This window comes from Gulosibacter sediminis (assembly GCF_030011715.1).
GTDB classification, from domain to species: Bacteria; Actinomycetota; Actinomycetes; order Actinomycetales; family Microbacteriaceae; genus Gulosibacter; species Gulosibacter sediminis.
Map to the genome: position 1 here is coordinate 1 of NZ_JASCYH010000050.1, position 12,472 is coordinate 12,472.

The 12,472-nt window shown below is 68.1% G+C and carries 8 protein-coding genes; 4 read left to right on the top strand and 4 right to left on the bottom strand.

Annotated elements, in window-relative coordinates:
• Positions 1-64 precede the first annotated feature (64 nt).
• From QM019_RS11640 to QM019_RS11650, 3 genes are read right to left on the bottom strand one after another with little or no spacing between them, the layout of a single operon-like run.
• Positions 65-1,045, bottom strand: a complete 981-nt coding sequence (locus QM019_RS11640; RefSeq protein ID WP_282853123.1) for an alpha/beta hydrolase — start codon at positions 1,043-1,045, stop codon at positions 65-67.
• Positions 1,042-2,541: a flavin-containing monooxygenase gene (locus QM019_RS11645; protein WP_282853124.1), complete on the bottom strand. Its 1,500-nt coding sequence runs from the start codon at positions 2,539-2,541 to the stop codon at positions 1,042-1,044. Before QM019_RS11645 ends, QM019_RS11640 begins: the two co-directional genes overlap by 4 nt.
• A 60-nt stretch (positions 2,542-2,601) precedes the next feature.
• Positions 2,602-3,747, bottom strand: coding sequence for an alcohol dehydrogenase catalytic domain-containing protein (locus QM019_RS11650; protein ID WP_282853125.1), 1,146 nt, complete (start codon positions 3,745-3,747; stop codon positions 2,602-2,604).
• Between the two features lie 154 nt (positions 3,748-3,901).
• On the opposite strand from QM019_RS11650, the gene QM019_RS11655 reads away from it, so the two are divergent.
• Together QM019_RS11655 and QM019_RS11660 are read left to right on the top strand one after the other, a co-directional pair.
• On the top strand, positions 3,902-5,668 hold the full coding sequence (locus tag QM019_RS11655) for a helix-turn-helix domain-containing protein (RefSeq protein WP_282853127.1): 1,767 nt from the start codon (positions 3,902-3,904) through the stop codon (positions 5,666-5,668).
• Positions 5,669-5,822: 154 nt separating this feature from the next.
• The gene (locus tag QM019_RS11660) at positions 5,823-7,199 is read left to right on the top strand and encodes an MFS transporter (protein WP_282853128.1); all 1,377 of its coding nucleotides are present in this window, start codon (positions 5,823-5,825) and stop codon (positions 7,197-7,199) included.
• A gap of 495 nt (positions 7,200-7,694) precedes the next feature.
• On the opposite strand, the gene QM019_RS11665 is transcribed toward QM019_RS11660, so the two are convergent.
• Positions 7,695-8,654 carry a Ppx/GppA family phosphatase gene (locus QM019_RS11665; protein ID WP_282853129.1) on the bottom strand — a complete coding sequence of 320 codons (960 nt, stop codon included), beginning with the start codon at positions 8,652-8,654 and terminating at the stop codon, positions 7,695-7,697.
• A 56-nt stretch (positions 8,655-8,710) separates the two neighbouring features.
• Between QM019_RS11665 and QM019_RS11670 the strand changes: the two genes are divergently transcribed.
• Both QM019_RS11670 and QM019_RS11675 read left to right on the top strand, forming a co-directional pair.
• Positions 8,711-9,220: an amino-acid N-acetyltransferase gene (locus QM019_RS11670; protein ID WP_282853130.1), complete on the top strand. Its 510-nt coding sequence runs from the start codon at positions 8,711-8,713 to the stop codon at positions 9,218-9,220.
• A 307-nt stretch (positions 9,221-9,527) separates the two neighbouring features.
• Entirely contained in the window at positions 9,528-12,371 is a 2,844-nt protein-coding gene (locus QM019_RS11675) for an ExeM/NucH family extracellular endonuclease (protein ID WP_282853131.1), read from the top strand.
• Positions 12,372-12,472 lie beyond the last annotated feature (101 nt).

Genomic DNA, 12,472 nt, shown 5'->3' on the forward strand with positions numbered 1-12,472 from the left:
CCGGCCGCCCGCGCGCCGGCGGCCCCCGCCCCGCGCCACGGGCCGCTCGGGGGGGGGGGGGGGGCTACTGCGCGAGCTGGCGCAGGATGAAGCCCGCGGCCTGGTCGAGCATCCGTTCGCCGGTGCCGATCTTGCCCGCGGACGTGAAGATGCCGTGCGCGTGGTGCGGCAGATACACGAGCTCGACGTGCGTGCCCGTGCGGGTCAGCGCCGCGGCGTAGTCGACCGCCTCGTCGCCGAGCGGGTCGAGGCCGAGCGCCAAGATCCAGGCGGGCGGTTGTGTATCCGACTGCTCGCCGGCGCGGAGCGAAGCGAGGGGCGAGAGGCGTGGGTCGGATGCGCTACTCGGGTCCTCGAGGTAGTTCGCGGCGAACCAGCGCATCGAGTCGGCGGTGAGGGGGAAGCCCGCCGAGATGCGCTCGTAGCCCGCGGATTCCTGGCTGATGTCGAGCACCGGGTAGAGCAGCACCTGCGCGACGACCTTCGTGCCGTCGACGCGCATCGACGGCGCGTGGGCGAGCGCCGTCGCGATGCCGCCGCCGGCGCTGTCGCCGATGGTGACGATGCGCTGAGGATCCCAGCCCCGGACATCCGCCTGGTCGCGGACCCAGGCCACCGCATCCCGGCTGTCGTCGTGCCCGGCGGGGAACCGGTGCTCGGGGCCGAGGCGGTAGTCGATCGCGACGATCGGCAGGCCGGTGCGCACCGCGAGGCGGCGGCAGACGCGGTCGTGGGTTTCGAGGGAGCCGATCACCCAGCCGCCGCCGTGCGCGAAGACGATTACCGGGGTGGGCCCTTCGACGACAGGGCGGGGGTCGTAGACCCGCACCCGGAACTTGCCGAGCTCGACGTCCTCGACGCGAGCCACTGCATCCGGCGCGAGGCCGTTCGCGGCGCACGTCTTCTCGTAGTTCGCGCGCGAGTCGGCGATCGACTCGACGTCCTGAAACGACACCTCGCCCGCAGCCCGGAACGCCTCGATCAGGGGCCGCTGGTCGGCCGCAACCTGATCGAGGGGCACGCGGGCCGCATCGCTGCGGGTCATGCGGTCACCGTTTCGAGAACGCGCACCTCGCCCGCAGAGGTGATGAGGTAGTCGCTCGGGTTGAACTCGCCGGCAACGTCGCGGTACTCCTCGACGGTGCCCGACCAGTTGTTGATGACCTTGCCCTTCGAGTTCTTGTACCAGCTCGAGCAGTCGCTCGAGAACGACGAGCCGCGCATCTCCTCCTGCAGCGCGTCGTTGAACTCGTCGAGGCGCTCGCGGCGCACGTCGATGGCAACGCGGTCGATGCCGTCGAGCTTGCGGAGGGCGTCGATGACGTAGTCCTGCTGGATCTCGAGCATCGTCACGACCGAGTTGTGGTTGAGGTTCGTGTTCGGGCCGTACATGAGGAACATGTTCGGGAACTTGTCGACGGCGATGCCGACGTAGGCCTCGGCATCCTCGTCACCCCAACGCTCGGCGAGCGTCGCGCCGTCGCGGCCGCGGATCTCGAGGTCGCCTTGGAAGTTCTGCGAGTAGAAGCCGGTGCCGTAGATGATGATGTCGGCCACATGCTCGACGCCGTCGGCGGTGACGATGCCCTTCTCGGTGAAGTGGTTGATGCCCTCGGTCACGAGCGACACGTTGTCGCGCAGGAACGTCGGGTAGTACGCCGACGTGCGCAGGATGCGCTTGCAGCCGAACTCGTAGGTTGGCGTCAGCTTTTCGCGCAGCTCGGGGTCGGTGATGACCGAGGCGAGGTAGTCAAGGGCCTCCTGCGCGCCCTCGTGCTGGCCGTCGGTGCCGACGCGGGTGCGCTCGAAGCCGGCCTCGCGCATCTCGTGGATCGCGCGGCGCGACTCCTCGAACGTCTCGGGGTGCTGCTCGAAGGTGTCGAGCTGCTCGGGCGTGAACTCGATCTGCTGACGGGGGAGGATGTAGTTCGCCGAGCGCTGGAACACCTCGAGGTGGCCGGCCTCCTTCGCGACCTCGGGCACGTACTGCACCGCCGACGCCGCCGCGCCGACCGAGATCACGCGCTTGCCGCGGAAGTCGAGGTCGTGGCGCCACTGCGACGAGTGGAACTGCACGCCCTGGAACTCCTCCTGCCCCTCCCACTTGGGGGTCTTCGGCGAGTTGAGCTGGCCCCACGCCGGGATGAAGAAGTCGGCGGTGAACTCGCGGCCGTCGCGCAGCGTGAGGTGCCAGTGCGCCGCATCCTCAACCCACTCGGCCTTGACGACCTCGGCGTTGTAGAAGAGGTGCTCCTCGAGGCCGAACGCGTCGCGCAGCTGCTGCTGGTAGCCGAGCATCTCGCCCTGGCCAGCGAACATCTTCGTCACGCGGGTGAAGGGGAAGTACGTGTAGTTGTACACGTGCGCCTGGGTGTCGCAGGCCGCGCCCGGGTAGGTGTTGTCGCGCCAAACGCCGCCGACGCCGTCGGCCCGCTCGAAGATGGCGAAGTCGTCGTAGCCGTTGCGCTTGAGCTGCGCGGCCATGCCGAGCCCGCCAAAACCCGACCCCAAAATCGCAATGCGGAAGTGTTGAGTGGTCACTTTTCGTTCCTTTCGGATGCGGGGCACGGCCAAGCGGGCGGGCCCCAGAAGCTGTGTGGGTTAGTTCGCGGCCGGGTCTGCCGCGGGGAAGGTGATGACCTGGCGGAGCACCGATCCGGAGCTCAGGGCATCCATCCCTTCGTTGATGTGATCGAGGTCGATCGTGGAGGAGATGAGGCGCTCGAGCGGGAGTTTGCCGTCGCGCCACAACTGAACGAACTTGGGGATGTCGCGGCTCGGCACGGCGGAGCCGAGGTACGAGCCAATGATGGTTTCGGCGCGCGAGGTGAGCTTGAGCGGCTCGATCTCGCTCTTCGCCCCCGGCGCAGGGAGGCCGACGGTGACGAGTGTGCCGCCGAAACCGATCAGATTGAAGGCGGTCTCGAAGGCGCGCGGATGCCCGACCGCCTCAATTACGACGTCGGCCGTCACGCCCTGCTCGACCGCCTCCTGCGGGGTGTAGGCCGCGGTCACGCCCCAGCTGCGCACGAGCTCGAGCTTGTCGGGGTTCGAATCGACCGCGAAGATCTTGCGCGGCTCGATCGCGAGGGCGGTGAGGAGCGCGGCCATGCCCACGCCGCCGAGGCCGACGACGGCGATCGTTTCGTCGGCGCTGAGCTTCGCCGCGTTGAGCACCGCGCCGCCACCGGTGAGCACCGCGCAGCCGAGGACGGCCGCGAGCTCGGCGGGCACGTCGCTGTCGACGGGCACGATGCTGCGGCGGTCGACGACGGCGTGGTCGGCAAAGCCAGAGGCGCCGAGGTGATGCTTCACGCGCTCGCCGGCGCGGGTGAGGTGCTCGGTGCCGCCGAGGAGCGTGCCGGCCTCGTTCGTGGCCGAGCCCGCCGAGCAGGGCAGCTTGCCGTCGGTGCGGCACTCGCGGCACTCGCCGCAGCGGGGGAGGAAGGTCAGGATGACCCGCTGGCCGACCTCGAGGTCGTCGACGCCCTCGCCGAGCTCCTCGACGATGCCCGCGGCCTCGTGGCCGAGCAGCATCGGCACGGGGCGGGGGCGGCTGCCGTTGACCACCGAGAGATCCGAGTGGCAGATGCTCGCCGCCTCGATGCGCACGAGCACCTCGCCGGCGGCGGGGCCTGTCAGCTCGACTTCGTCGATGCTGATGGGGCGGCTCTCGGCGTAGGGCGCCTCGGCGCCGAGCTCGTTGAGAACAGCTCCGCGGATGCGCAGGGCGGTCGTCGTACTCATGGGATCTCCGTTGATCTTCGGGTGGTGGATCGTCGGCCGCAGTTGATGGTCGCCGAGGCGTCCGTCGTTGGCCGTAGTACGAGAATGCCGGTACGGCGAGAACTCCTGTATGGAGAATCCTCCATATGCAGGTGTAGCAACATAGAGTTGCTACATGGCTGAGGCGGAAATCCCCACCGAAGACCACGAGGCACTCGTGAACTGGGCGCGGCGTCAACAACGGCTCACCGCATCCATTTCGGAGTTTGCGGTGGCGATCACCTCGATTCGCGACGACGGCTCGGCGCTCCAGCAGCTCGTGTCGCGCACAAGGACGCTGCTCGACGTCGACATGGCGTACATCAGCCTGAATGGCACCGACGGCAGCGGCTTCACGCACATTGTCGAGACCGACGGCGTGTTTACCGAGGAGTACCGCAACCTGCGGATGCCCCTCGGCGCGGGCGTGCTCGGTCGCGTCGCGCAGGCCGGCGGGCCGGTGCAAACGGTCAGCTACGAGGGCGACGACCTCATCGTGCACGACAGCGAGGTCGACCGCATCGTGGCGGCGGAGGGCGTCGAGGCCATTCTCGGCGCGCCGATGCGCTCGGGCGGCCGCGTCGTCGGCGCGCTCATGGCGGCGAACCGCTACTGGCACCGCTTCACCGCCGAGCAGGTGTCGCTCGCGCAGACGCTCGCGAACCTCGCGGCCGTCGCGATCGAGAACTCGACCCGGCTTGAGCAGCTCACGATGAGCGTGCAGTCGCTGCGCTCGCGCAGCGTCGAGGCTGAGCGGCAGCTGCAGATCGAGCGGCGGCTCACGAGCGCCGACGAGGCGCTCATGGACGCGATCGTCACGGGCGGCGAGCTCGCCGAACTGCGCGCCGGCATGAGCTCGGCGATCGGCCGCGACGTGAAGCTCGTCGACCTGACCGTGCGCTACGACCTCCGCGGCGACGCGGCCGAGATCGGCGACGAAGAGCGGCCGCTCTTCGTGCTCTCGGCCCGCACCGACTCGCCGATGCTGCACCAGCGCGACGACGGCACGAACGCCGTCGTCATGGCCGCCGTGCGCGAGCATGAACTCGTCGGCGGCGTCATGGTTGACGGCGAGGTGTCGGGCGGCGACGAGCTCGTGCTGCGGCGCTGCGCGAAGGTGCTCGGCGCGTTCCTCAGCGCGCGCTCGCGGGAGCGCGGCGACATCGTGCGTCGCCGCCGCGAGCTGCTCGAGCAGGTGCTCGGCCCGGGGCCCGGTGGCATCAGCGACGCCGCGACGCGACAACTCGGCGAGCTGGGCGTGCGCGCGGGCGAGCCCTTCCGCATCCTGGTCGCCGATGGCTCGGAGGCGCCGCTGCGCGACTTTGAGCACCGCCTCGAGCTCGACTTCGGCACGACGCTGCTCCACGCGACCCTCGACGGGCAGTTCGTCGCGATCATCCCCGAGGCGGCGTTCGCGACGATTCGCGAGGGGCTCGAGGGCCGCGGCGCGCGCCGCTGGGGTCGGATGCTCGTCGGCCACTCGCCCGAGCTGCACGCGTTCGACATCGTGCCGGAGGAGTTCGCGCTCGTGCTGCGCGTCATCGAGGCCGCGCGGCGCTCGGGTGACACGCGCACGGTCGTATCGCTCGCGTCCTACGGCGCGATCGGGGCGTTTCTGTCGAAGGTGACGATTGAGCCGACGCGACGCGCGATCGAGCAGTTCATCGGGCCGCTGCGCGCGTACGACGCCGAGCACGAGTCGAACCTCATCGAGACCGCCGGGGCCTACCTGGATGCTGGGCGCTCTGTCGCGCAGGCGGCTCGCGCCCTGCACGTGCACGAGAACACGATTCGGCAGCGGCTCGACCGGATCGCCGCGCTGCTCGGGCGCGACTGGTCGGTCGGGCAGCGCGGGCTCGACACACACATCATGCTCGCCGCGAATCGCCTCGTCGGAGACTAGTTGGGGCCGAATGGAGGATTCTCTATAGGAGTGCGTTGAGAAATGGAGAAACTTGTAGGGAGCTGCGTCTGAGGGATGGCAATGATCGTTGCAATGTCCGTCCCCAAGCGGAGCTGCCCGTCTCCGCCCAGGCCAACGATCAATGGAGATCAACATGACCACTCCAGTCGGCACTGCCGCCGAATCAGCATCCTCGAACAACGAACAATCACTGAAGACCTCACCGATCGGCCGCGTCGTCGCCGCCTCGATGGCCGGCACCGTCGCCGAATGGTACGAGTTCTTCATCTACGGCACCGCGGCGACGCTGGTGTTCGGCACCATGTTCTTCCCCGTCACCGGCAACCCGCTCGACGGCATCATCGCCGCATTCGCGACCTACGCGGTCGGCTTCATCGCGCGGCCGCTCGGCGGCATCGTGTTCGGCCACTTCGGTGACCGCTACGGCCGCAAGAAGCTGCTGCAGTTCTCGCTGCTGCTCGTCGGCATCTCGACGTTTCTCATGGGCTGCCTGCCCGGCTTCGACTCATGGGGTTACTTCGCGCCCGTGGCCCTCGTGCTCCTCCGCTTCCTCCAGGGTTTCGCGCTCGGCGGCGAGTGGGGCGGCGCGGTGCTGCTCATCAGCGAGCACTCGCCGAAGGATCGCCGCGGCTTCTACGCATCCTTCCCGCAGGCCGCCGCGCCGGTCGGCAACATCCTTGCGACCGTCGTGATGCTCGTGCTCTCGAGCACGCTCACCAACGAGGCGTTCATGGCGTGGGGCTGGCGCGTCGCGTTCTGGTTGTCGGCCTTCATCGTGCTCATCGGCTGGATCATCCGCCGCACCGTTGAGGATGCTCCCGTCTTCCAGGAGGCGCTGCGCAAGCAGGAGACTGAGGCAAAGAAGGCCGCCCACCTCGGTGAGGTGCTGCGCCTCTACCCGGGCACCGTCATCAAGACGATCCTCATGCGCATCGGCGAGAACTCGTCGTACTACATCATGATCGTCTTCTCGATCACGTACGCGACCACGGTCGTCGGCATGGAGCGCGGCGACATCCTCATGGCGCTGTTCGTCGCGAACGTTGTACAGGTGTTCACGCAGCTGTGGGGCGGCGCGCTCTCGGACAAGATCGGCCGCCGCAACGTGATCCTCGTCGGGTACGCCGGTCTCGTCGTTTGGCTGTTCACGTTCTTCCCGGCTCTCGACTCGGGCAACTTCTGGCTTGTGCTCGCGTCGCTCGTGTTCGGTATCGGCGTGCAGGGCATCGCCTACTCGCCCCAGGCCGCGCTGTTCTCGGAGGTCTTCCCGACCCGCATGCGCTACACCGGCGCCGGCTTCACCTACCAGGTCGCCTCGATCGTCGCCGGCTCGATCGCGCCGATGGTCGCGACGTTCCTGCTCTCGTCGACCGGCAACTGGTGGCCGATCGTGATCTACCTCGGCGTCGCCATGGTGCTCTCGATCTTCGCGCTGATTAGCCTCCGCGAGACGCGCGGCGTCGCCCTCGAGGACGTGGACCGTGAAGAAGAGCAGCACGCGCGGGCGTAACGCTCGCCGCGCATCCGGGCCCTCGGACCCTGAGCTTGTCGAAGGGTCACCCCAAACAAGGTGATGGGACGTTGCAACCGATCCGCGGGATCGATTGCAACGTCCCATCCCTTTGTCTCGCGGGTTGGGGAACGCTTCTGACTTCGGGATGCTCCAATTAGCGCATCCCGTAACGAAACGCGTTCCCCTCCGTTGCGCGAGGGTAATGTTCACTCTTTCGGCATGCCCTTATAGGGCCATGCCGTGGTGAAAGCGCAGCCCTTGGCTGCAGGAGGGTGGTGGTCACTCTTTCGGCATGCGCTTATGAGGTCATGCCGTGGTGCAATCGCCACCCTCGACGGTTTCTGCGACAACAATTGGCGCTATCCCCATTCATTAGCGATAGAACGCTAATGAATGGGGACAGCGCTAATGAATGCAGACGCAAGGATGCGCGGCTCGCGAAGACTTCAGCCCCTCAGCGCTTCGACAAGCTCAGGGACCGGCCGGCCCCCGCTACTTCTTCTTTTTCTTGGCGTGGGGGCTGTCGTCGGGGAGGCGGTCGAGGTAGTCGAGGAGCACGCCCTCGCGCATGGCCCACGGCGACACGTCGAGCTTCTCAATGTCGAGCGCACGCATCACCGACAGCAGCACGGTGCCGCCGCCGACGATCTGGAACGCGCGATCCTGCGTGATGCCGGGCAGCGCGTGGCGCGAGTCCGACGGTAGCTGCGCGAGTCGGGGCATCCAGTCTTCGAGCTGCCAGCGGTACAAGCTCGTCATCGTGTTGCCGCCGAGGCCCTCGACCTGCGAGCCCGCGAGCCTCGCGAGCGACCGAATCGTCTTCGACGACCCGACCACCTGATCGGGCTGGCGCAGCTCGGTGAACTTGGCCACCGCATCCGGCAAAATCTCGTCGATGTGCGCCTGCAGCTTCTCGAGCTCGTCCTGCGTGGGCGGGTCGTCGGTGAGGAACGTCTTCGTCATGCGCCCCGCGCCGAGCGGCAGCGACATCGCGAACTCGGGCAGCTCGTCGCTGCCGATCGCGAGCTCGAGCGAGCCGCCACCGATGTCGATGAGCTGGATGCGCCCCGCCGCCCAGCCGAGCCAGCGGCGCGCCGCGAGGAACGTCACGCGCGCCTCGTCGGCGCCCGACATCACCTGCAGGTCGATGCCGCACTCCTTACGGATGCGCTTGAGCAGCTTCGGCCCGTTCGTCGCCTCGCGTAGTGCGCTCGTCGCCATCGGTAGCAGCTCGTCGAGGTTCGCGGCGGCGATGTGCTCGGCTGCGGCCCGCATCGTCTCCATGATGCGCTCGATGCCGTCGTCGGAGATCGAGCCGTCGGGCTCGAGGTACTTCATCAGCCGCAGCACCGCCTTCGTCGAGGTCTTGTGCACGGGTCGGGCACCAGGATGCGCATCGACCACCAGCAGGTGAACTGTGTTGGAACCGACATCGAGTACGCCCAGTCGCATTCCCACAGTGTACGGCGCCCGCCGCGCGGGCCCGGCGCCCGAACTACCATGGATGGATGCAGAACTTGGTGGTGCGTCAGGCGCGCACGGATGACGTGGTCGCGATTCGCGACGTCTTGGAACCGATGATGGTCACCAACCTCTTGCTGCGAAAGGACCTCGTGGTGCTGTACGAGGCCGTGCAGGAATTCCTGGTCGCTGAACTTGACGGCAAGATCGTCGGCTGCGGCGCCCTGCACGTGCTGTGGCGCGACCTGGGGGAGGTGCGCTCGATCGCCACCACTCCCGAGGTGCGCGGCATGGGCGTTGGTCACACGATGCTTGAGGGGTTGATTGAGCGCGCGCACGTGCTCGGGCTGTCGCGCCTGTTCTGCCTCACGTTTGAGACGAAGTTCTTCGGGCGCCACGGTTTCGAGGCCGTCGGCGAGCACGTCGTTGACCACGACGTCTATAAGGAGATCCTTCACTCGCCCGATGCCGGGACCGCCGAGTTCCTCGACCTGCCCTGGGTCAAGCCGAACACGCTCGGCAACACCCGGATGCTGCTGGAGATGGCGAAGGCATAGGTCGTTTCGCGCTGACTCGGTTTGCGGGCAGGGAACGGGCGGCGAGGATGCGTGGGGTCGGCTTGGGCGTGCGGCAGCCGGATGCTGCGGTCTAGTGTCCTCGATATCCCATTTTTCGCGCGAAAAGTGGGAAGTCGGGGACACTTTGCGGCGCTGGGCCGAGAGCCGTCGCGCGCGACCACGCGCCCGCCGTCACCTGCACGACATCTGTAGTTCAGCATCCGGCTACCCAGGCCGTTACCGATTCGTTGCCGCGGGCCCATACGCTCTCGATCAGTTTCGTCGTTCTACTGTGAGGAATCTGTTCGTGCGCATCTCAATCAAGCAGCTCGGTGCTGCGGCGCTCGCGGTCGTGCTGGGAGCGGGCGCCGTCGCCTCGCTCGGCCAGCCCGACCCGGCATCCGCCGCGGCCGACGGCTCAACCGTCGTCATCAACGAGGTTTACGGCGGTGGCGGCAACAGCGGCGCCCCCTACAGCCGCGACTTCGTTGAGCTCTACAACCCCACCAACGCTGCAATCGACCTCGGCGGCTACCAGGTCGTGCGCTACTCGGGTTCGGGCAACCCACAGAGCTCCGACATCGTCACGATCCCTGCGGGCACGACCATCGAGCCGGGCGCCACGCTCGTCGTCGGCGGGGCTTACGGCAGCAACACTTCGGCCGCCGACGTCCCCGTCGATGTCGAAGGCAACTTCGGGCTCGGCGCCACGAGCGCGGCCATGAACCTCACCGACGCGTCAGGCACCATCGTCGACCTCGTCGGCTTCGGCACGGTCGGCGGCAACGCCTTCGAGACTGCCGCCGCACCCGCCCTGAGCAACTCGACGTCGGCCCAGCGCATCCCCGACGGCGTCGACACCGACGACAACAGCGCCGACTTCGAGGCCGCTGACCCGACCCCGGGCGCCCTCAACGCGAGCGACGAGACCCCCGAGCCCACCGACCCCGTCGAGCCCATCGACCCGACCGAGCCCACCGACCCGGCCGAGTGCGACGTCGCGATTTCGGAGATCCAGGGCACCGGCGCAGCCACCCCGCTGCCGACCGACCAGGCCGTCACCACCTGCGGTGTCGTGACCGCCTCGTACACCACCGGCGGCCTCAACGGCTTCTACCTGCAGACCCCGACGACGGATGCTGCGGGCCAGCCGGTCGAGCAGGCCCCCGACGCCTCGAACGGCATCTTCGTCTACACGAACAGCGCGCCGACCGTCGCGATCGGCGACTCGGTGCAGGTCACGGGTACTCCGAACGAGTACTACGGCCTCACGCAGCTCGTGCAGCCGAGCATCACCGCGGTCGACGCGCTCGGCACCGTTGAGCCGCTCGAGCTCGCCGCGTGGCCGACCACCGACGACGAGCGCGAGCTCTACGAGGGCATGCTCGTCGCGCCGCAGGGCACCTACACGGTGACCGACAACTACTCGCTCAACAGCTACGGCGAGATCGGCCTCGCGTTCGGCGACGGTCCGCTCGTCAACGCGACCGAGGTCGGCGCCCCCGGCTCGGCCGAGGCGCAGGCGCAGGTTGACGAGAACACGGCCCGCGCCGTGCTGCTTGACGACGGCGCGAGCTGGAACTACCAGAGCAACGCCACCGCGAAGAACTCGCCGCTGCCCTACCTCAGCCTGCAGACGCCGGTCACGGTCGGCGCCACCGCGAGCTTCGAGCAGCCGATGATCGTCTCGTACGGCTTCGACATGTGGCGCTTCCAGCCGCAGCAGCAGGTCGTCGGCGCCGACAACGCGCCGGTGAGCTTCAGCGAGGTGCGTGAGGATGCGCCGGTCGACTTCTCGGGTTCGGACTACTCGGTCGCCTCGTTCAACGTGCTCAACTACTTCACGACGCTCGGCACCGACGAGGCTGGCTGTGCCTACTACACCGACCGCGAGGGCAACCCGACGACGGCGAACGACTGCACCGTCCGCGGCGCCTACGACACCGAAAACTTCGAGCGCCAGCAGGTGAAGATCGTGAACGCGATCAACGCGCTCGACGCATCCGTCATCGCCCTCGAGGAGATCGAGGACTCGAGCGACTTCGGTCAGGACCGCGACGCGGCCCTCGCCAACCTCGTCGGCGAGCTCAACGCCGCCGCCGGCAGCGACAAGTGGTCGTATGTGGCCTCGCCCGACACGGTGCCCGCGAACGGTGACGACGTCATCCGCACCGCGTTCATCTACCAGGATGCTGAGGTCAGCTACGTCGATGGCTCGACCGAGATTCTCGACGACAGCGCGTTCGTGAACGCTCGCGCGCCGCTCGCCGCGACCTTCGCCCCCGTTGCGAACGAGGACGAGCACTTCGTCGTCATCGCGAACCACTTCAAGTCGAAGGGCGGCTCGGGCGAGGGTGACAACGCGAACAACGATGACGGCAACCCCGCCTCGGCGACCGGTGGCTGGAACGGCGACCGCGTGCGCCAGGCTCAGGCGCTGCTCGAGTTCGCGGATGCGCAGCAGGCCGAGCAGTCGACCGACCTCCTCTTCATCACGGGTGACCTCAACTCGTACTCGATGGAGGCGCCGGTGACGACGCTGACCGACGCGGGCTACGTGCCCGTCGCATCCGATGGCTCGGAGTACAGCTACCTCTACACCTCGGAGCTCGCCAGCGGCGGCGAGATCGGTACGGTCGGCTCGCTTGACCACATCCTGCTCTCGCCGGCCGCGGCCGAGCAGATGAACGGTTCGGACATCTGGACGATCAACGGCTATGAGCCGATCGCCCTCGAGTACAGCCGCTTCAACGCGAACGTCACGAACTTCTACGACGAGAGCCCGTACCGCGCATCCGACCACAACCCGATCATTGTCGGCATGTCGACGATGGCGGAGGAGGAGCCGGAGGAGCCAGCCGCGCCGGAATGGGACAAGGCGACCGTCTACACCGAGGGTGAGGTCGTGAGCTACGGCGGTTCGACCTGGGAGGCCACCTGGTGGACCCGCGGCGAGACGCCCGGCAAGTCCGCCTACGGCGCGTGGCAGGAGATCGCGATCGACGCCGCGGGCAACACGCTGTGGACGCCGTCGCGCATCTACGACAAGGGCGACACCGTCGTGTTCGAGGGCAAGATGTACACGGCGAAGTGGTGGACCCGCAACCAGAAGCCGGGCGACCAGTGGGGCCCCTGGCAGCCACAGGGCTAGGGTGACCCGCGCATCCTAGGCCGGTCGGGGGGGGGGGGGGGGGGGGGGGGGGCGCGGCCGCCGGCGGGGGGGGCCCGGGGCGGGGGGGGCGGGGGGCCCCC